Here is a 20014-nt window from a genome sequence, read left to right on the forward strand (position 1 = left end):
ATTCCCCACTGCTGCCTCCCGTAGGAGTCTGGGCCGTGTCTCAGTCCCAGTGTGGCCGATCGCCCTCTCAGGCCGGCTACCCGTCGTCGCCTTGGTGAGCCATTACCTCACCAACAAGCTGATAGGCCGCGAGTCCATCCCAGACCGAAGTTCTTTCCACACGATAGAGATGCCTCTTCGTGTCGTATCCGGTATTAGCACCGGTTTCCCGGTGTTATCCCAGAGTCTGGGGCAGGTTACTCACGTGTTACTCACCCGTTCGCCACTGATCACCCCGAAGCAAGCTCCGAGGGTCACCGTTCGACTTGCATGTGTTAAGCACGCCGCCAGCGTTCGTCCTGAGCCAGGATCAAACTCTCCGTTGATGTTTAGCACCAAGCGGTCCGAAGACCCCCTGGAAAACTAGACCCGATGAAGGGTTGTATCGCTGACTGAGCAAGAACAACTAGCCACCAGCCTTGCGACTGGCTTTTGAGTTGTTTCATTGTCAACCAAAGGATTTCGCTCGTGACCGACGTTCCCCCGACCTGATGGTCGAGATCGCGCCGACCTCGAGACGAGGTAATTGGCATCGATTTTTGGCACGCTGTTGAGTTCTCAAGGTTCGGACGCGCACCTTCGCTCGGCCCAGTGGGCTCTGCGATGGGGCAGCCATTCAAAGTTACCCGCCTACCTCTTGGGCGTCAAATCCGTGACCCGCTCTTGGAGCGGCCGGATCCGATCGCACTTGGCTTTCGGTGGGAATCTCACTGTAGCAGGCTTCTCAGCTGCTCTCGAGCCACCCTTCCGGGCTGCTCGCCAGCGCCGGATCCCGTCGTTCTCCGAGGATCGCACCACCGCAGTTCCATCAGTCCGCGGGACCGGCCTACTTCGGGGGGCTCTTGCGTGCCCACCCCGTGGTGTCCGTTCCTCCCTCTCGGGCTGACGTCCTGAACAGTAGACGGAGCACTCCGGAAAACACAAATCGGTGCCGACCCCAGGCTGGTCAAGCTGGAGACAGGGACGCCAATTCCACTGTGGGGCAGCTGTTTGGTCCCTGTCGGAGGTCCCGGACGTCACCCGAGTCGCGCAGCAGCCAGGTTCTTGCGCCCCCGACGCAGCAGGGCAACCCGGCCGTGGAGGAAGTCGGTGAGCGCGAGGAGCTGCTCGGGGTCGGTCACCCTGACGTTGTTCACCGAGGCACCCCCCTCCGTGATGGCCCGCCGTGCCGCGTTCCGCGAGTCGACGAGGCCGACGGCGACCAGCGCATCGACGACGCTCGTGCCCACCACGACCTGTGCGCCGGGCAGCTCACCCGTGGCGTCGAGGAGCGTGGCGGGGTCGAGCACGGAGACGTCCCCCTTGCCGAACAATGCATCGGAGGCCGTCTGGACCGCGGCGGCCAGCGTCGTCCCGTGGACGAGCGTGGTGATGTCGGTGGCGAGAGCCTTCTGGGCGTCGCGCAGGAAGGGCTTCTCCTCCGACAGCCGGCCCAGCGCGTCGATGTCGTCCCGGCTCCGGTCGGTGAAGACCTTGAGCAGCCGCACCACCGAGGAGTCCTCGATGTTGAGGAAGTACTGGTAGAAGGCGTAGGGGCTGGTCATGTCGGCGGACAGCCAGACCGCGTTGCCCTCGGACTTGCCGAACTTCGTCCCCGACGAGTCCTCCAGCAGCGGCGTGGACAGCGCGTGCACACTCGCCCCCTCGGCCCGGTGGATGAGGTCGACCCCCGCGGTGATGTTGCCCCACTGGTCGCTGCCCCCCGTCTGGAGGGTGCACCCGTGCACCCGGAACAGCTCGAGGTAGTCCAGGCCTTGCAGGAGCTGGTAGCTGAACTCGGTGTAAGAGATCCCCTGCTCACTCGCCAGGCGGGTGGCGACAGCGTCCTTCCTGATCATCTGGTTGACGCGGAAGTGCGTGCCGATGTCACGCAGGAAGTCGATCGCCGACATCGGCGCCGTCCAGTCGAGGTTGTCCACCAGCAGCGCCGGGTTGTCTCCCTCGAAGTCCAGGAAGGGCCGGACGAGGTCCCGGATCCGCCCCACGTTGTGAGCGGTCTGCTCCTTGGTCTTGAGGACGCGCTCCGAGGTCGGCCTGGGGTCGCCGATCAACCCGGTCGAGCCCCCGACGAGGCAGATGACCCGGTGGCCCGCCCGCTGGAGGTGCCGCAGCACGACGAGCTGCACGAGGTTGCCGAAGTGCAGCGACGGGGCCGTGGGGTCGAACCCGCAGTAGACGGTGACCGGCCCGTCGGCGAGGGCCTGGCGCAGCGCGGACTCGTCGGTGGTCTGGGCCACCAGTCCCCGCCACTGGAGCTCGTCGAAGATGTCGCTCACGGGTGCTGTCGTCTCCTCGGTGCCGGGCCCGGCGTCCTCGTGACGCCCGATCCCCGAGACCCAGCCTGCCCTATCGCCGGCGCTCGTCCCCACCGGGTTTCCGCGGCGCTGCGGCAGGCCGACGAGCCGTCGACGAAGGACTCATTTGCACTACCGGGGTTCATAGTGCAAAATGCACTCTATGGGTAATAGTGCAATCCTCTCGTCGCGACCGGTGGTGACCCCCCCTCCCGTGAGCGTCGTCGCCGGCCGCAGCCGACGACGGCACGACGCCGCTCGCGCCGTGACCCTCGTGGCGCAGCGCCTGGCCACCGAGCACGGTCTGGACGGCTTCACCATGGAGCAGCTGGCCGACGCCGTCGGGGTCTCGCGCCGCACGCTCTTCAACTACTTCCCCACCAAGGACGACGCCGTGCTGGGCGAGCTGCCGCCCGTCGAGGAGCGCGCACTCGAGACCTTCCGCGCCCGCGGGCCCTCCGGACGGCTGCTGCTGGACCTCGGGGTCCTCGCCACGCATCTCATCGGCGCGATCTCCCCCGAGCCCGAGGAGGTCCGCGCCCTCCAGCTCGTCCTCGAGCGCAACCCCCGCCTGATGGTCAAGGCGAACGCCCGCTTCGAGGACTACGTCGCGGGCTTCCGCCGCGAGATCGCCGAGCGCGAGGGGTATGCCGCGGACGACATCCGCCCCCGGGTGGCGGTCGCGGTCGTCGTGAGTCTCTACGAGAGCGCGCTCAAGGAGTTCGCGGCCGGCTCGGATCGTCGCCCCTTCACCGAGATCTTCGCCGAGACGGTGGCGGCCGCCCGCTCCCTCGTGCACGAGTAGATCGCCCCAGCCCGCACCACCAGCCCGCACCACCCGAACAGACCACCAGAACAGACCACCAGCCGGCACGACGGAGTGCGGCACCGATCCCACCAGAAAGCTCAGGGAGCCACTCCATGGCCAGCATCCTCTACCGTCTCGGTCGCACCGCCTTCCGCCGCTGGCCCGTCTTCGTCGCGGGCTGGGTCGTCCTCCTGATCGCGATCGCCTTCACGGCGAGCGGCATCTCGAAGCCGATGAAGGACACCTTCAGCATCCCGGGCATCCCCTCGGAGCAGGCGCAGACCCTGCAGCAGCAGCTCGCCCTCGGGTCGGGCGACCAGCTGGACGCAGCCACCGGGACGCTCGTCATCGCCGCCCCCCAGGGCCACCAGCTGAGCGAACCACGTTATGCCGCAGCCGTGGACACGATGCTCGCGTCGATGGCGAAGGTCCCCCAGATCACGACCGGGACCCCGTTCGGCAACCCGGTGGCCGTATCGGCGAAGCAGTACCAGACGGCCGTCGCGGGCGCGGTCAAGGGCGGCCAGCCGCAGGCCGTCGCCGAGGCCAACGCCAAGGCCCTCCTGCCCCTGAGCGCCGACGGCCGGATCGGGACGGTGTCGTGGACCTTCGCCGTCACCTCACCGAGTGACGTCACCACCTCCACGCGGGCGGCGGTGACCGCCGTCATGGACTCCGGTCGAGCGGCCGGCCTGACCGTCGAGGCCGCCGGCACCGGGCTGCAGGACGTGATCAAGGTCGACGGCAAGAGCGAGGGTCTCGGCGTGCTCGTGGCTGCGGTCGTGCTCATCCTCACCTTCGGCTCGCTCGTCGCCGCCGGGCTCCCCCTGGTGACGGCGCTCATCGGCGTGGGCATCGGCTTCCTGGGCGTCACCGGCGCGACCGCCTTCACCGACATCGGCACGACGACGCCGATCATCGCCACCATGCTCGGGCTCGCCGTCGGCATCGACTACGCGCTCTTCATCCTCTCCCGCTACCGCACCGAGCTCGATGACACCGACGACCGCCTGGAGGCGGTCGGACGTGCCGTCGGCACGGCCGGGAGCGCCGTGGTCTTCGCCGGGCTCACCGTCCTCATCGCCCTCGGTGCGCTGTCCGTCGTCCGGATCCCGTTCCTCACGGCGATGGGTCTGGCCGCAGCCGCGACCGTCTTCGTGGCGGTGCTCATCGCCCTCACGCTCCTGCCTGCCGTCCTCGGCATGCTCGGCTCCAAGGCCTTCGCCGGCCGGGTGCGCAACCGTCGCCTCGGGCGTCACGAGGACGCGCCCGAGAGCACGGTCGCGACGAGCGCCGACCCGGTCGACGCCGGCGGCGAGCAGCGCCCCCGGGTCAACAACGGCGTCCGCTGGGCCCGCCTGGTCGGCCGGGTGCCGGTCGTGTTCGCCGTCGTCGCGGTGGTCGGGCTCGGGGCCCTCGCCATCCCCGCGAAGGACCTCCACCTGGCCCTGCCGAGCGACTCCACCGCCTCCCACGACACCACGCAGCGGCGCGCGGCCGACCTCGAGTCCGAGGCCTTCGGGCCCGGGCGCGCCGCTCCCCTGCTGCTCGTCGACGCCCGCGGCATCGCCGACCCCAAGGCCCACGGCGCGGCATACGGCGCCGTGACGCGGTGGGCGGCCGGGCAGCAGGATGTCGCCAACGCGCAGGTCATCGCGGTCAACAAGGCCGACACCGGCGCGCAGATCCTGATCACGCCGAAGACCGGCGCCGACGACACGGCCACCCTCAACCTGCTGACCGCGCTGCGCGACGGGCAGTCGGGGATCGAGTCCCAGACCGGGACCCGGCTCGGCGTCACCGGTGTGACGGCGATCCAGGCTGACGTCTCGCAACGACTGTCCGAGGCGCTGCCGCCCTACCTCGCCGTCGTCATCGGCCTGGCCTTCATCCTCCTCATCCTCGTGTTCCGTTCTGTCCTGGTGCCGCTCACCGCGACGCTCGGCTTCCTCCTGACGGTTCTCGCGACCCTCGGCCTGACCGTCGAGGTCTTCCAGAAGGGGCTCTTCGGGCTCATCCAGCCGGCACCGCTGGTGAGCTTCATGCCGGTGCTGCTCATCGGGATCGTGTTCGGCCTGGCGATGGACTACCAGGTCTTCCTCGTGACCCGGATGCGGGAGGCCCACGTCCACGGCCAGGACGCGCGCGAGTCGGTCGTCGACGGGTTCCGGCACGGAGCGCGGGTCGTGACGGCGGCGGCCATCATCATGATCTCGGTCTTCGCCGCCTTCATCCTCCAGGCGAACTCCCTGATCCAGTCGATGGGCTTCGCCCTCGCGGTCGCCGTCTTCTTCGACGCCTTCATCGTGCGGATGACGCTGATCCCGGCGCTCATGTACCTCATGGGCGACGCGGCCTGGTGGCTCCCGCGGTGGCTCGACCGACTGCTGCCGCACGTCGACGTCGAGGGCGCCGGGCTCGAGCACCGTCAGCAGGCCCGGCACGCCACCGGCCACGACGGCGCGCAGGGCAGCGAGGGCGGTCGGGAGCTGGAGCCGGCCAACGCCTGACGGCGCTCCCCACCGGGTGAGCCGTCGACCGGAGGGGCGCCGGGCCGTCGGCACCGGCTCGGCGCTCGGGACCGTCGACCGGCACGAGTCCGGTATGTATGTCGGGCGGCTGGGGCGGCATACCGGGCGCTGGCCGGTCCTGCGTCCGACCGGATCGACGCCGCCTGACCCGGTGGGGTCAGCCGGACGGGCGCCGGACGCGCACGGCGCCGGGCCGGTAGACCGACACCGTCGGCTCGTCCTCGAGCCAGTATCGCCAGGGGTATGCCGCGCCGTCACCACCGGGTCCGGACACCCCCACGCGCGGGCCGGTCCGGACCCGGAGGGGGTCCAGGGGCGCGGCCCGGGCCCGGACGACGAGGTCGACCGCGCCCGGATCGGCCGCGGGAGGCGACGCTGCTTCGCGCGACACAGGACAGAAGTCCAGCCCGCTGTGGGACCCGTCGAGGGCCAGTGTCGTCGCGAGCCGGGCCGGGCCCCGGCAGAGGTCGCGTCGGGCGACGCCGGGACGGCGCGCGGCCGCCACCTCCTCGCCCGCGACGACCTCGCCGGCGCGCAGGAGCACGGCCTGGGCGAGGTCGACAGGACCCGTGACGAGGCAGAGAAGCCAGTGCATGCCGTAGGTGAAGTAGACGTAGGTGAACCCGGCCGGCCCGAACATCGGGACCGTCCGGGGCGTCCGCCCGCGGTAGGCGTGCGAGCCGGGGTCGAGACCGTGGCCGGCATACGCCTCGGTCTCGGTGACCCGGACCGTCACCCCGGCGTGCGTGACCGTGCACCCCAGCAGGGCCGGGGCGACGACGAGGACGTCCTGGGCGAAGAACGACCGGGCGAGCCGTCTCGGCATCACACCGAGCGATGCAGCGGGGTCGTGAACACCCTTGCCGCAGAGGCCTGCTCGATGACGAGGGCGAGCTGTTCGCGGACACGGGACGGCGCCGTGCCGCCGTGGGCATCGCGCGACGCGAGGGAGCCCTCGACGGTCAGGACGTCGCGGACGGCGGGGGTGAGGTGCGGGCTGATGGTCGCGAGGTCGTCGTCCTCGAGGTCCCAGAGCTCGATGTCGCGCACCTCGCAGTAGCGCACGCACGCCCCGGCCACCTCGTGGGCCACCCGGAACGGGACACCCTGCCGCACGAGCCACTCGGCGATGTCGGTGGCGAGCGCAAACCCCTCTGGCGCAAGGGAGCTCAGCCGATCGGTGTGGAACGTCAAGGTGGCCACCATCCCGCTGAAGGCCGGCAGGAGGACCTCGAGGGTGTCGACGGCGTCGAAGACCGGCTCCTTGTCCTCCTGGAGGTCGCGGTTGTAGGCGAGTGGGAGCCCCTTGAGCGTGGTGAGCAGGCCGGCCAGGTCACCGACGAGGCGACCGGCCTTGCCGCGGGCGAGCTCGGCGACGTCGGGGTTCTTCTTCTGCGGCATGATGCTCGAGCCCGTGGAGTAGGCGTCATCGAGGGTCACGTAGGAGAACTCCTTCGTCGCCCAGAGGATGACCTCCTCGGCCAGCCGCGAGACGTCGACGGCGATCATCGCCGTGACGAAGGCGAACTCGGCCGCGAAGTCGCGGCTCGCGGTGCCGTCGATGGAGTTGTCCACCGAGCGGGAGAAGCCGAGGTCGGTGGCGATCGCCTGGGGGTCGAGACCGAGGGAGCTGCCGGCGAGCGCTCCGGAGCCGTAGGGCGAGACGTCGGTGCGGGCGTCCCAGTCGCGCAGCCGGTCGACGTCACGCAGCAGGGGCCACGCGTGCGCGAGGAGGTGGTGGGCGAGGAGCACGGGTTGGGCGTGCTGCAGGTGGGTGCGCCCGGGCATCGGCACGTCGATGTGCTCCTGCGCCTGGCCCACGATCGCGTCGACGACGTCGAGCACGAGCCCGGCGATCGTGCGGGACGCATCCCGGAGGAACATCCGGAAGAGGGTGGCGACCTGGTCGTTGCGGGAGCGGCCGGCCCGCAGTCGGCCGCCCACCTCGGGGCCGGCGCGGTCCATGAGGCCGCGCTCGAGGGCGGTGTGCACGTCCTCGTCGTCGGCTGCCGGGACGAAGACGCCGGAGCGCACGTCGGCGTCGAGCAGGTCCAGGGCAGAGAGCATCTCGGCGAGCGTGTCGTCCTCGAGCAGCCCGGCGCGGTGCAGCACCCGGGCGTGCGCCCGGGATCCGGCGATGTCGTAGCGGGCCAGCCGCCAGTCGAAGTGGGTGCTCTTCGACAGGGCTGCCAGGGCGTCGGCCGGGCCACCGGCGAAGCGCCCTCCCCACAGGCTGGCCGACGCGGGAGCTGCCGCCGCGGAACTGGGGCTCGAGTGGCTCGGGTCGGACATGGGTGCGGCTCCTCGCGGGGTGGGTGGGCGGCGCGGGCGGGTCAGTCGCCGGCGAACGACATCAGCCGTCGGGCGACGGCCTTGCCCGAGGCGCTGCTGGGGGTGATGACCAGGATCGTGTCATCCCCGGCGATCGTGCCGACCACGTCGGCCACCTGGGACTGGTCGAGGCACGACGCGAGGTAGTTGGCGGCGCCGGGCGGCGTGCGCAGCACGACCTGGTTGGCGCAGGGCCGGGCACTGACGAGCAGCTCCTCGCAGGCCCGTCGCAGGCGGGCGGGGAACTCGTCCGACGCGACCCCGGCGGGCAGGGCGCCGTCGTGACCGGGCACGGCATACACCAGCGAGCGGCCGCGACGCACGCGCACGGCACCGACCTCGACGAGGTCGCGCGACAGGGTCGCCTGGGTGACCTCGACACCCTCGGCGCCGAGCAGCGCGAGGAGGTCGCCCTGCGAGCGCACGTCGTGGCGGCCGAGGAGGTCGACGACCCGCGACTGCCGGGCTGTGCGGGTGGAGGCGGTCACGCGCTCGCCGCGACGGAGACAGCGCCGTCGAGGATGCCGGGCAGCGCCGCGAGGAAGGAGGCGACCTCCGCCGAGCCGATGATGAGCGGCGGCGCGAGGCGCAGGGCGTCGGGCGCGACGGCGTTCACGAGGAAGCCGGCCTCTCGGGCGCGGGCCATCGCCGACGCGGCGACGGGCTCGGTGAGGGTGATCGCGAGGAGGAGCCCGCGACCGCGCACACCCGCAACCCGCGGGTGCCGCAGGCCGGTCACCCCGTCGACGAGCGCCCGACCCATCTCGGTGGCGTTGGCCAGCAGGGCATCGCCCTCGATCGTGTGGATGACGGCGAGGCCGGCGGCGCAGGCCAGCGGGTTGCCGCCGAAGGTGGTGCCGTGCTGGCCGGCCGTGAGCATCCCGGTGACGGCCTCGCCGTAGGTCACCAGGGCACCCACCGGGACGCCCCCGGCCAAGCCCTTGGCGAGCGTGACGGCGTCGGGCACCACTTCGTCGGCGTGGCTCGCGAGCCACCGGCCGGTCCGGCCCATGCCGCACTGGATCTCGTCGAACACCAGCAGGGCGCCGGCGGCCGAGGTGAGCTCACGCGCCAGCCGGAGGTATGCCGCGTCGGCCGAGACGACGCCCGCCTCGCCCTGGATCGGCTCGAGGACCACCGCCGCGAGGTCGCCGCCCGCCTCGGCGACGGCCCGCTCCAGGGCAGCCCCGTCGTTGTAGGGCACGTGCGTCACTCCCGGCATGAGCGGCTCGAAGGGCGCGCGGTAGGCCTCCTTGAACGTCAGCGCGAGCGCGCCGGTCGTCCGCCCGTGGAACGCGTTGTCCATCGCGATGATCCGGCTGCGTCCGGTGCGCCGGGTGAGCTTGATCGCCGCCTCGATCGCCTCGGCGCCGGAGTTGGCGAAGAACACGCCGGAGCCCTGGGGGGCCCGACAGATCTCGAGGAGCTTCTCGGCCAGCTCCACCTGGGGCTCCGACGTGAAGAAGTTCGAGATGTGCATGACCTGGGACGCCTGCTTGGTGATCGCCTCGACGAGCGCCGGGTGGCCGTGGCCGAGGGTGTTGACGGCGATGCCGCCGAGCAGGTCGAGGTATCGCTTGCCGTCGACGTCGACGACGTAGCAGCCGTCGCCGTGGGACAGGACGGTCTGGGGGACGCCGAAGACGGGCACCAGGGCGGCGCGGTAGCGGGCGAGCAGCTCCTCCGTGTGGCTCGCCCGGGACGTCGGACGCCCGGCTGTCTGGGGGACGGGAATGGTGCTCATACGCTTACCGCCTGCCGATCTGTGGGAGTGTCGGGAAGCACCATCGTGCCGATGCCCTCGTCGGTGAAGACCTCGAGCAGCAGCGAGTGCGGCTGCCGCCCGTCGATGACGTGGGCCTGGGGGACGCCGCCCCGGACGGCCGAGATGCACGCCTCGAGCTTGGGCACCATGCCGGCGTCCACGCGGCGCAGGAGGTCGTCGGCGTCGGAGACGGTGATCGCGGAGAGGACGGAGTCGCGGTCGGGCCACGCGGCATACACGCCCTCGACGTCGGTGAGGACGACGAGCTTGTGTGCCCCGAGAGCGACGGCGATAGCGGCAGCGGCGGTGTCGGCGTTGACGTTGAGCACCTGGCCCTCGGTGTCGAGGTCGGGCGCGACGGTCGACACGACGGGGATGCGGCCGGCGTCGAGGATGTCGGTGATCGCGGAGGGGTCGACGCTGACGACGTCACCGACGAGACCGAGGTCGACCACCTCCCCGGCCGCGTCGGTGTGGCGCCGGATCCGGGCGCCGAGCAGGCCGGCGTCCTCGCCGGACAGTCCTACCGCGAGCGGTCCGTGCTGGTTGAGCAGGCCGACGAGCTCGCGACCGACCGACCCGGTGAGCACCATCCGGACGACCTCCATGACCTCCGGCGTGGTGACCCGCAGACCGTCCTTGAACTCGCTCTCGAGGCCGAGCCGGCCGAGCATCGCGGCGATCTGCGGGCCGCCGCCGTGGACGACGACGGGGCGCAGGCCGGCATACCTCAGGAAGGCGACGTCCTGGGCGAAGGCCTTCTTGAGGTCGTCGTCGACCATGGCGTTGCCGCCGTACTTGACGACGACGAGCGAGCCCCGGAAGCGCTCGAGCCAGGGCAGCGCCTCGACGAGGGTCTGGGCCTTGCTCGCGGCGACGCGCAGGGCGGCGGCGTCGATGAGGCCGCGGATGGTGGTCATCGGGAGGGTCCTTCTCAGGTGGTGTAGGCGGAGTTCTCGTGGACGTAGTCGTGGGTGAGGTCGTTGGTCCAGATCGTCGCCTCCGCCGTGCCGGCGTGGAGGTCGACCACGACGTGGACCTCGCGGCGGGCGAGGTCGACGCCGGCGCGGTCCTCGCCCACTCCCCCGGCCCGGCAGACCTGGACGCCCTGCATGGTGACGTCCAGCCGGTCGGGCTCGAAAGCGGCGCGCGTGGTGCCGACGGCGGCGAGGACGCGGCCCCAGTTGGGGTCGGCGCCGAAGATCGCGCACTTGAAGAGATTGTTGCGGGCGACGGCCCGGGCCACCTCGAGGGCGTCGTCGACACTTGCCGCCCCGACGACCTCGATGGCGATGTCGTGGTGGGCACCCTCGGCGTCGCCGATCAGCTGGCGGGCCAGATCGGCGCAGACCGCAGCGACGGCGGCGTCGAGCTCGGGCTGGGCGGGGGTGATGCCGCTGGCCCCCGAGGCGAGGAGCAGGACGGTGTCGTTGGTCGACATGCAGCCGTCGGAGTCGATCCGGTCGAAGCTCGTGGAGGTGGCCTCGCGCAGGGCGGTGTCCAGCGCGGCCGGGGCGGCGACGGCGTCGGTCGTCAGCACGACGAGCATCGTGGCGAGGGCGGGGGCGAGCATCCCGGCACCCTTGGCCATTCCGGAGACGGACCAGCCGTCGCCGGTGGCGGTGGCCTGCTTCGGCACGGTGTCGGTGGTCATGATCGCCGTCGCGGCGGCGGTGTGGCCGTGGGTCGTGAGCCGAGCGGCCGCGGCGTCGACGCCGGCGAGGAGGGCGTCCATCGGCAGCAGCTCGCCGATGAGCCCGGTCGAGCAGACGGCGACGTCGCCCGACGACAGGCCGAGGACGGCCGCGACGTGCTCGGCGCTCCGGTGGGTGTCGAGGAACCCCTGGGCGCCGGTGCAGGCGTTGGCGCCACCGGAGTTGAGGACGACCGCGTCGACCCGCCCGTCCGTGAGCACCTGGCGCGACCAGGTCACGGGAGCGGCGACGACCCGGTTGCCGGTGAAGACGGCGGCGGCGGCGTGGTGGGGTCCGTCGTTGACGACGAGGGCGAGGTCGGGCCGCCCGCTCGGCTTGAGGCCAGCGGTGACCCCGGCGGCCCGGAAGCCTTGCGGGAGAGTGACATCCGGTGCGGCCTGGACGCGCGACAGGGTCGGGGACTCGAACGTGGTCACGGCGCAACTCCGGCGATCGGGAGACCGGTGGTCTCGGGGAGACCGAGGGCGAGGTTGGCGCACTGGATCGCGCCGCCCGCCGTGCCCTTGGCGAGGTTGTCGATCGCCGCGACGACGACGACGCGCGCGGCGGCCTCGTCCACGACGACCTGGATCTGGACGGCGTTGCTGCCGAGGACGTCGGCGGTGCGGGGCCACTGCCCGACGGGGAGCACGTGGACGAACGGCTCGTCGCCGTATGCCGCGAGCCACGCCTCGCGGACGGTCTCCGGGTCAGCGCCCGGGACGACCTTGGCGGTGCAGGTCGCGAGGATCCCGCGAGCCATCGGTGCGAGGGTCGGGGTGAACGAGACGCTGACCGCCGATCCCGCTGCAGCAGTGAGGTTCTGGACGATCTCGGGGGTGTGACGGTGACCTCCGCCGACGCCGTAGGGCGACATCGAGCCCATCACCTCGGAGCCGAGCAGGTGCGCCTTGAGCCCCTTGCCGGCGCCGGACGTCCCGCTCGCGGCGACGATGACGACGTCGTCGGGGAGCAGGACTCCCGCAGCGAGGCCGGGCGCGAGGGCGAGCGAGCAGGCCGTGGGGTAGCAGCCGGGCACAGCGACGCGGTGGCTGCCGACGAGGTCGTCGCGGGCCTTGGAGCCGTCGGCGCGGACCAGCTCGGGGAGACCGTAGGGCCACGACCCGGCATGGGGCGTGTCGTAGAAGCGCTCCCAGGCGGCGGGGTCGGTCAGCCGGAAGTCGGCGCCGCAGTCGATGACGACGACGCTCTTGGGCAGCCCTGCGGCGAGCGCAGCGGAGGCTCCGTGGGGCAGGGCGAGGAAGACGACGTCGTGCCCGGCGAGCAGTTCGGGGGTCGTCGGCTGGAGCTCGACGCCCGCGAGGGGCAGCAGGTGCGGATGGACCTCGCCGAGGAGCCTCCCGGCCGAGGAGTCCGCGGTGAGGGCCCCGATGGTGAGGTCTGGATGACCGAGCAGGAGCCGGAGGAGCTCGCCCCCGGCATACCCGCTCGCACCTGCCACTGCCACCGTCGTCATCTGCATGACTATACATGATCTGGCTGATTATGCAGACTCGACCAGTGGCCGTCCCTCTGTCGGATGACCCGATAAAGGGACGCTCCACCGGAGAACGGCTGACGCGTGAACCGTCCCTTTATCGGGTCACCCGATAAAGGTCACCCGGGGTCATTCGAGAACGGGACGCTTCACCGGAGAACGGTTCTCGCGCGAACCGTCCCTTTATCGGGCTACCCGATCAAGGGACGGCGGGGGTCAGCGCTGGACGGCGCCGACCGCTGCCGACGCCGCGGCGACGGCGGCGTCACGGAAGCCGTTGACCTCCTCGGTCGTCAGGGTGCGGCCGTCGGCCCGGAAGGCGAGACGGTAGGCCAAGGACTTCAGGCCGGCGCCGACCTGGTCGCCGGCGTAGACGTCGAAGAGGGTCACCGACTCGAGCCACTCCCCCGCCCCCGACCGCAACGCGGTCTCGACCTCGGCGGCCGTGACGACCGCGTCGACGACGAGGGCGACGTCGGTGAAGGCCAGGGGAAAGGTCGAGAACGCCTCGAACCGTGTCGCCGACGCGCTCGCGACCGTGAGCACCTCGACGTCGAGCTCGGCGGCGCAGGTGCGCGGCGGAAGTCCCAGTGTCGCAAGGACTTTGGGGTGCAGCTCCCCCGCGTGACCGACGAGCGTGCCGTCCGGCAACGAGATCCGCGCGCACCTCCCGGGGTGCCAGGGGGCGTGGTCGGGGTCCGCCTCGACCGTGAGCTCGAGGGCGAGTGCCGCGGCCACGGCCCGGGCCGCGTCCACCAGGTCCGACCAGTCGACGGCTCGACCGGGACCCCACCAGCCGGCGCGCTCCGCCTCGCCGACTTCGACGACGGCGACGTGTCGGGGCTGGCGCGGCAGGGCGGCCTCGATCGCGGCGACCGTCTCGGGGTCGGGGCGACGCTCGACCCCCGGCACCGGCGCGGTGTGCTCGGAGTCCGGGCCCGGCAGCGTGACCGACCCGAGCTCGAAGATCGCGATGTCCTTCTGCCCACGAGAGACGTTGCGGCGCAACGCTTCCACGAGCGAGGCGAGGACCGACGTGCGCATCAGCGGGGCCTCGTCGGACAGCGGGTTGGCGACGCGGGTCGCTGACCGCCGCTCGTCGTCCGCCGCCAGCCCGAACGCGTCGGCCAGCGACTCGGCCACGAAGGGATAGGTCAGCACCTCGGTCGCCCCGCGCCCGACGAGGGCGTTGGCGACGAGGCGGCCGACCCGTTGGGCGTGGGTGAGCCCACGACCCCGCGTGGGCGTCGGGGTGACCGACGGGATGTTGTCGTAGCCGTTGACCCGCGCGACCTCCTCGACGTAGTCGGGACCGTCGACGAGGTCGGGCCGCCAGCTCGGCGAGGTGACGAGGACGTGGGCACCCTTCGGCCCGTCCGAAGCGTCCACCACCGACCCGTCCACCACCGTGCACCCGAGGTCTCGCAGGATCTCGACGACGCGCTCGCGCGGGTAGCGGTGGCCCACGAGGCGGGACGGGAGGTCCACCTCGAGCAGGTATGCCGCGCGCCGGCTCGTGCGGTCGACGTCGGTGACCCCTGGGTCGGCGGTGCCGCCGCCGTGCTCGACGAGCAGGTCGACGACGAGCTGCGCCGCCGCCGGGGCGAGGTCCGGGTCGACGCCGCGCTCGAACCGCTTCGATGCCTCGGAGATGAGCTTGTGGCGCCGGGACGACCGGGCGATCGTCGTCGGGTCGAAGTGCGCGGCCTCGACGAGCACGTCGGTCGTCGACGCGTCGATCTCCGACGTGGCTCCGCCCATGACCCCGGCGAGGGCCAGCGGCACCTCGCCCCCGTCGGTGATGAGCAGGTCCTCCGGGTCGAGGGTGCGGTCGACCGCGTCGAGGGTAGTCAGGTGCTCCCCCGGGCGGGCGCGTCGCACGACTATCGGGCCCGACAGCTTCGCGAGGTCGTAGGCGTGCAGCGGCTGGCCGACGGCGAGCATGACGTAGTTCGTGATGTCGACCGCGAGCGAGATGGGCCGCATCCCCATCTGGGTCAGGCGCTGCTGCATCCAGGCCGGTGACGGCCTCGTCGGGTCGACCCCCCGGACGACCCGGGTGACGAAGCGGTCGCAGCCCGTGCGGTCCTCGAGGGGAGTCTCGTCCGTCAGCTCCACGGCATACCCGGTGGGGGAGGGCGCTGGGGTGGGGACCGCCGCCGGGTCGCGGAAGCCGCCCTCGGGCGAGCCGAGCGCGTGCCAGTACTCGCGGGCGAGCCCGCGCACCGAGAAGCAGTAGCCCCGGTCGGGCGTGACGTTGACCTCGACGACCTCCTCGGCCAGGCCGAGCAGGGCGATGGCGTCGTCACCCGGCCGGACCTCGGCTGCCGCGTCGGCACCGAGATAGGTGTCGAGGACGATGATGCCCGCGTGATCGGTGCCGAGCCCGAGCTCGTCCTCGGCGCAGATCATGCCGTGGGAGACGTGGCCGTAGGTCTTGCGGGCCGCGATCGCGAAGCCGCCGGGCAGGACCGCACCGGGCAGCACGACGACGACGAGGTCGCCGACCTCGAAGTTGTGGGCGCCGCAGACGATCTCCTGGGCGATGCGCTCGCTCTCCATCTGGCCGTGCGGCCCGACGTCGACCGTGCACCACCGGATGACCTTGCCGTTCTTCTGCGGCTCGTCCGAGAAGGACAGGACCCGGCCCACGACGATCGGGCCGGTGACGTCGCCGCCGTGCAGGTCCTCCTCCTCGAGACCGACGGAGACGAAGGCGGCAGCGACGTCACGGCCGGTGGCGCCGGGCGCGAGGTCGACGTGGTCCGCGAGCCAGGACAGGGGGATTCGCACGTCAGACCTCCATCCCGAACTGCTGCGAGAAGCGGACGTCGCCCTCGACGATGTCCCTCATGTCGGTGACCCCGGAGCGCAGCTGCAGGGCACGCTCGATGCCGAGACCGAACGCGAACCCGGTGTAGACGTCCGGGTCGATGCCGCAGGCGGTCAGGACCTTGCGGTTGACCATGCCCGACCCCCCGAGCTCGATCCAGCCCGAGCCCCCGCAGGTGCGGCAGGCGCGCAACAGCTCCGGGGCGCCGTCGGGTGCGTCGTTGGTGCGCCCGTCGCCGTGGCACGCGAAGCAGACGAAGTCGGTCTCCATCGAGGGCTCGGTGAAGGGGAAGTAGGAGGCCCGCACGCGGGTGCGCGTGCCCTCGCCGAACATCACCCGGACGAAGTGGTCGATGGCACCACGCAGGTGCGCCATCGTCAGGCCCTTGTCCACGGCCAGTGCCTCGATCTGGTGGAAGACCGGGGTATGCGTCGCGTCGAGCTCGTCGGTGCGGAAGACCTTGCCCGTGCTGACGACGTAGATCGGGGGCTCGCGGTCGAGCATGGTGCGGATCTGGACCGGGGAGGTCTGGGTGCGCAGGACGAGACCACCGTCCGGAGGGTCGACGAAGAAGGTGTCCTGCATCTGGCGGGCGGGGTGGTCCTTGCCGAGGTTGAGGGCGTCGAAGTTCATCCACTCCGACTCGACCTCGGGACCCTCGACGACCTCCCAGCCCATCCCCACGAAGGCGTCCTGGAGGCGCTGGGTCGTCAGCGTGAGGGGATGCCGGGCGCCCAGTGCGCGACGCCCGACGGGCATCGTCACGTCGACGGCCTCCTCCACGAGGATGCGGCGGTCGCGCTCGGCCTCGAGCTCGACCGTGCGAGCGGCCAGGGCCCGCCCGAGCTCCGCCAGGGCGGCCCCGACCCGCTTGCCCGCGTCGGCCTTGGCGCTGGGCGGGAGGGCACCGATCTCGCGCTTGGCTGCGGCGACCGCGCCCTTGTCGACGTGGGCGAGCCGGGCGGTCTTGAGCTCCTCGAGGCTGCCGGCGGCGGCGAACGCGGCGAACGCCGCGGTCACCGCGGCGTCGAGGTGGGCGGGATCGAGGGTCGCGACCTCGACGGGGTCGTACTGCTTGTTGGGTCCAGACATCGCTTTCACTTCTCGTCGCGGTCTACGGCGCGCCCGAGTCTAGGTGGTCGGCGTCCCGTGGTCAGAGTCCGTAGTCCGGCGCGCCCGACGGCAGCGTGAACCGGAACTCCGCGCCGCCGGACGCGGCGCGGCCGACGGAGATCCGGCCGCCGTGGGCCTCGACGAGCCCGCGGACGATGTAGAGCCCCAGACCGGTGCTGCCCCGGCGCTGCCCGTGCCAGAAGCGGTTGAAGATCAGCGGCAGGTGGGCCTCCGGCACGCCGTCGCCCTCGTCGGTGACCGAGACGGAGACGACGGCCTTCTCGTTCTCGATGGGCTGCGGGTGACCCATGACGACCACCGTGATGGTCCCGGCCCCGTGCCTCAACCCGTTCTCGAGGAGGTTGGTGAAGATCTGGTGCATCTTGTCGGGGTCGGCCCACACCTCGGGGAGCTCGGGGTCGGCCGTGACGACCAGATCGCGCTCGGCCAGCGCACCGGTCGCCTCCAGCCGGTCGCGGTGCTGCCCGGCCATCGCCGTCAGGTCGACGGGCTGTGCGCGGATGTCCAACCGCCCCGCATCGATGCGCGAGACGTCGAGCAGCTCGGTGATCAACCGGGTCACCCGGTCGCTGTCGGCCTCGATGGTCTGGATCATGAAACGCTTCTGCTCGTCGGTGAACCGGTCCCACTTGCGCAGCAGGGTGTTGGAGTAGCCCTTCACCGACGTCAGCGGCGAGCGCAGCTCGTGGGCGATGGTGGAGATGAGGGCTGCGTGGTCCTGCTCGGCGCGCTGCCGTGCGGTGGCGTCGCGCACCGACATCAGGACCCGACCGACGGGCCCGCGTCGGCCTTGACGGACGTAGCGCGCCGTCAGCAGGATCTCGACCCCGTCCTCGGTCCAGAGCAGCTTCTCGCGGTGGCCGGTGACGAGGTGGATGCTCCCCCAGGGGTCGGCCATCTCCCACCACGAGCGACCCTCGCTGTCGCGCAGCGGCAGGGCCTCGCCGAGGGGCCGCCCGAAGCGGGACGGGAGGTCGATACCGAGCACCCGGCTGGCCCGGGAGTTCGCGAACCGCAGCACCCCGAGGTGGTCGGCGACGAGCAACCCGTCGGGCAGCACCTCGGACAGGGAGACGACGTGGGCCGGCACGTTCGACGGGTCCGGCACGTCCGAGAAGGCTTCGGGAACCCCTGCCGCGGTCATGACCGGACTCTACCGAGCGGTCGGCGGGAGTCCGGCATACCGCCAGATCTCGGACTCGTGCCGGATCTCCAGCCTGCGGCGCCGGGAAGCCGACGCGACCGGGTCAACCCTGCTGGGCGCTCGCCGAGGCGTAGAGGCAGATCGTCGCGGCCATGGCGAGGTTCAGCGACTCGGCGAGGCCGTGGATCGGGACGCGCACGACGTCGTCGCAGCGCTCGCGGACCTGCTCGTCGAGGCCCCAGGCCTCGTTGCCCATCACCCAGGCGTGGGGCCCTGAGAGGTCGACCTGACCCAGGACGTGCCGGCCCGAACCGTCAGCGGCGAGCAGGCGCAAGCCTGCTCGCCCGACCTGCTCGAGGATGGCCTCGATCTCGAGACCGACGACGACCGGCAGGTGGAACAGGGACCCGGCGGTCGAACGGACCACCTTCGGCCCGAAGACGTCGACGCTGCCGGCCGACAGGACGACGGCGTCGGCGCCTGCCGCGTCAGCGCCGCGGATGACCGTGCCGGCGTTGCCGGGATCGCGGACGTTGGTGAGGACGCAGAGCAACCGGGGCTGCCGCGCGAGCACGTCGTCCAGCGAGGCCTCCAGAAGGCCGCACACTGCCAGCAGGCCCTGCGGGGCGACGGACAGCTGGCCGTCGCCCATCGCCGTGAGCACCTCGTCGGTGACCTCGTGGACGGGGACCCCGGCCCCCAGGGCGGTCTCGACGAGGGTGGGATGGCGCGCGACCGCGTCCGCCGTGACGTAGACGTCGCGGACGACGTCGGGGCGGTGGGCGACGGCCTCGCGCACCGACTGCGGGCCGTCGGCGAGGAACAGCCCCTGCTTGACACGCACCGCGCGCCGGGACAACGCGCGTACTGCCCGGACCCGATCCGATCGGGGGTTGGACATCACGCCTGGCGTCATCCCGGCGCGCGGGCCGTCTGCGACGTGCGGGCCGCTCAGGCGGCGCTCGCGGCCTTGTCGTCCGCCGTGGCGGGGACGTTGGCCCGGGCGAGCTCGACGAGCGTGCTGAAAGCAGCCTCGTCGGCGACCGCGATGTCGGCGAGGATCTTGCGGTCGACCTCCACACCCGCGGCCTTGAGGCCCTGGATGAAGCGGTTGTAGGTCATGCCGTTGGCGCGGGCCCCGGCGTTGATCCGCTGGATCCACAGGCGACGGAAGTCACCCTTGCGGGCGCGACGGTCACGGTAGGCGTACCCGAGGGAGTGGGTGACCTGTTCCTTGGCCTTGCGGTAGAGCCGAGAGCGCTGCCCGCGATATCCGCTGGCGCGCTCGAGGGTCACCCGGCGCTTCTTCTGGGCGTTGGTCGCCCTCTTCACGCGTGCCACGTGAGTTCTCCTTTGTCTGCTGGGTGTCGGCTACTTGCCGAGGAGCTTCTTGATCTTCTTGGTGTCGGGCTTCGAGAGCTCGAGGTCACCCGAGATGGAGCGCATCTTCTTGCTCGACTTGTGCTCGAGCAGGTGGCGACCGCCGGCCTGCTCGCGCATGATCTTGCCGGTGCCCGTGACGCGGAAGCGCTTCTTGGCACCGCTGTGGGTCTTCATCTTCGGCATGGCTGCCGATCTCCTTCGGTCGATCGATCGTTCGGACGTGTCGTGCAGGCCGACGAGCCGGTGGTGGCGCGTCAGGTCGTGCTGGAAACGGGCGGACGGGGGCGTCCCGGCTTCGCGGGGACCTGCTTGGTCGCGCTGGGCTTGCTGGGCTTGCTGGGCACGACGGGCTTGACGGGCGGCGCAGGCAGGTCGGCCGCCTGGGGCGGCGTGGCCGCCTCGGGCTCGATCGCCTCCGGCGCCTCGGGCACGGTCGCCTCAGGCACGGTCGCCTCAGGCACGGTCGCCTCAGGCACGGTCGCCTCAGGCACGGTCGCCTCAGGCACGGCCTCGGGCTCGGTGACCTCGGGCACGGTGACCTCGGCAACGGTCGTCTCCGG

General features: G+C 71.6%; 16 protein-coding genes, 1 rRNA gene and 1 pseudogene. 2 read left to right on the forward strand and 16 right to left on the reverse strand.

Annotated features, from left to right (window positions below):
- Both Q0R63_RS19990 and tyrS read right to left on the reverse strand, forming a co-directional pair.
- Positions 1–365: ribosomal RNA gene (locus Q0R63_RS19990) — 16S ribosomal RNA — on the reverse strand; the annotation flags it as partial.
- 690 nt (positions 366–1055) lie between these two features.
- On the reverse strand, positions 1056–2315 hold the full coding sequence (gene tyrS / locus Q0R63_RS19995) for a tyrosine--tRNA ligase (protein WP_295701388.1): 1260 nt from the start codon (positions 2313–2315) through the stop codon (positions 1056–1058).
- 232 nt (positions 2316–2547) lie between these two features.
- Here tyrS and Q0R63_RS20000 point away from each other — a divergent pair, with 232 nt between their 5' ends.
- Both Q0R63_RS20000 and Q0R63_RS20005 read left to right on the forward strand, forming a co-directional pair.
- Positions 2548–3138, forward strand: a complete 591-nt coding sequence (locus Q0R63_RS20000; protein ID WP_295701391.1) for a TetR/AcrR family transcriptional regulator — start codon at positions 2548–2550, stop codon at positions 3136–3138.
- 116 nt (positions 3139–3254) lie between these two features.
- Positions 3255–5651, forward strand: coding sequence for an MMPL family transporter (locus Q0R63_RS20005; RefSeq protein ID WP_295701394.1), 2397 nt, complete (start codon positions 3255–3257; stop codon positions 5649–5651).
- 178 nt (positions 5652–5829) lie between these two features.
- On the opposite strand, the gene Q0R63_RS20010 is transcribed toward Q0R63_RS20005, so the two are convergent.
- From Q0R63_RS20010 to Q0R63_RS20075, 14 genes and pseudogenes are all read right to left on the reverse strand, one after another.
- Complete coding sequence (locus Q0R63_RS20010; protein ID WP_295701397.1) at positions 5830–6498, reverse strand: DNA-3-methyladenine glycosylase; 669 nt, start codon at positions 6496–6498, stop codon at positions 5830–5832.
- Positions 6498–7964 (reverse strand): argininosuccinate lyase, encoded by a 1467-nt coding sequence (gene argH, locus Q0R63_RS20015; protein WP_295701400.1) that lies wholly within the window; start codon positions 7962–7964, stop codon positions 6498–6500. The genes Q0R63_RS20010 and argH overlap by 1 nt, the downstream gene beginning before the upstream one ends.
- A 41-nt stretch (positions 7965–8005) precedes the next feature.
- Complete coding sequence (locus tag Q0R63_RS20020; protein ID WP_295701403.1) at positions 8006–8491, reverse strand: arginine repressor; 486 nt, start codon at positions 8489–8491, stop codon at positions 8006–8008.
- Positions 8488–9747 (reverse strand): acetylornithine transaminase, encoded by a 1260-nt coding sequence (locus Q0R63_RS20025; protein ID WP_295701406.1) that lies wholly within the window; start codon positions 9745–9747, stop codon positions 8488–8490. Before Q0R63_RS20025 ends, Q0R63_RS20020 begins: the two co-directional genes overlap by 4 nt.
- Positions 9744–10688, reverse strand: a complete 945-nt coding sequence (argB, locus tag Q0R63_RS20030; protein ID WP_295701408.1) for an acetylglutamate kinase — start codon at positions 10686–10688, stop codon at positions 9744–9746. The genes Q0R63_RS20025 and argB overlap by 4 nt, the downstream gene beginning before the upstream one ends.
- A 14-nt stretch (positions 10689–10702) precedes the next feature.
- Positions 10703–11875, reverse strand: coding sequence for a bifunctional glutamate N-acetyltransferase/amino-acid acetyltransferase ArgJ (gene argJ / locus Q0R63_RS20035; protein WP_295701431.1), 1173 nt, complete (start codon positions 11873–11875; stop codon positions 10703–10705).
- Positions 11876–11895: 20 nt separating this feature from the next.
- Entirely contained in the window at positions 11896–12939 is a 1044-nt protein-coding gene (gene argC / locus Q0R63_RS20040; RefSeq protein ID WP_295701412.1) for an N-acetyl-gamma-glutamyl-phosphate reductase, read from the reverse strand.
- A gap of 237 nt (positions 12940–13176) precedes the next feature.
- Positions 13177–15753 carry a phenylalanine--tRNA ligase subunit beta gene (gene pheT, locus Q0R63_RS20045; RefSeq protein ID WP_295701414.1) on the reverse strand — a complete coding sequence of 859 codons (2577 nt, stop codon included), beginning with the start codon at positions 15751–15753 and terminating at the stop codon, positions 13177–13179.
- Position 15754: 1 nt separating this feature from the next.
- A complete protein-coding gene (locus Q0R63_RS20050; RefSeq protein WP_295701417.1) occupies positions 15755–16885 on the reverse strand; it encodes a phenylalanine--tRNA ligase subunit alpha in 1131 nt (376 codons plus the stop codon).
- A 61-nt stretch (positions 16886–16946) separates the two neighbouring features.
- The gene (locus tag Q0R63_RS20055) at positions 16947–18071 is read right to left on the reverse strand and encodes an ATP-binding protein (protein WP_295701420.1); all 1125 of its coding nucleotides are present in this window, start codon (positions 18069–18071) and stop codon (positions 16947–16949) included.
- A gap of 103 nt (positions 18072–18174) precedes the next feature.
- Positions 18175–18975: an RNA methyltransferase gene (locus Q0R63_RS20060; RefSeq protein WP_295701423.1), complete on the reverse strand. Its 801-nt coding sequence runs from the start codon at positions 18973–18975 to the stop codon at positions 18175–18177.
- A 47-nt stretch (positions 18976–19022) separates the two neighbouring features.
- The gene (gene rplT / locus Q0R63_RS20065; protein ID WP_295701426.1) at positions 19023–19412 is read right to left on the reverse strand and encodes a 50S ribosomal protein L20; all 390 of its coding nucleotides are present in this window, start codon (positions 19410–19412) and stop codon (positions 19023–19025) included.
- Positions 19413–19442: 30 nt separating this feature from the next.
- The gene (gene rpmI, locus Q0R63_RS20070; RefSeq protein WP_295701428.1) at positions 19443–19637 is read right to left on the reverse strand and encodes a 50S ribosomal protein L35; all 195 of its coding nucleotides are present in this window, start codon (positions 19635–19637) and stop codon (positions 19443–19445) included.
- A gap of 71 nt (positions 19638–19708) precedes the next feature.
- Positions 19709–20014 (reverse strand): annotated as a pseudogene (locus Q0R63_RS20075) (DUF349 domain-containing protein); the annotation flags it as partial.

This window comes from Lapillicoccus sp. (assembly GCF_025353065.1).
Lineage (GTDB): Bacteria > Actinomycetota > Actinomycetes > Actinomycetales > Dermatophilaceae > Lapillicoccus.

Coding starts and splice junctions, on each gene's coding strand:
- Q0R63_RS20005 (WP_295701394.1), top strand. CDS start 3,255: ATGGCCAGCATCCTCTACCGTCTCGGTCGCACCGCCTTCCGCCGCTGG.
- Q0R63_RS20010 (WP_295701397.1), bottom strand. CDS start 6,498: ATGCCGAGACGGCTCGCCCGGTCGTTCTTCGCCCAGGACGTCCTCGTC.
- argH (WP_295701400.1), bottom strand. CDS start 7,964: ATGTCCGACCCGAGCCACTCGAGCCCCAGTTCCGCGGCGGCAGCTCCC.
- Q0R63_RS20025 (WP_295701406.1), bottom strand. CDS start 9,747: ATGAGCACCATTCCCGTCCCCCAGACAGCCGGGCGTCCGACGTCCCGG.
- argB (WP_295701408.1), bottom strand. CDS start 10,688: ATGACCACCATCCGCGGCCTCATCGACGCCGCCGCCCTGCGCGTCGCC.
- argC (WP_295701412.1), bottom strand. CDS start 12,939: ATGACGACGGTGGCAGTGGCAGGTGCGAGCGGGTATGCCGGGGGCGAG.
- Q0R63_RS20050 (WP_295701417.1), bottom strand. CDS start 16,885: ATGTCTGGACCCAACAAGCAGTACGACCCCGTCGAGGTCGCGACCCTC.
- Q0R63_RS20055 (WP_295701420.1), bottom strand. CDS start 18,071: ATGACCGCGGCAGGGGTTCCCGAAGCCTTCTCGGACGTGCCGGACCCG.
- rpmI (WP_295701428.1), bottom strand. CDS start 19,637: ATGCCGAAGATGAAGACCCACAGCGGTGCCAAGAAGCGCTTCCGCGTC.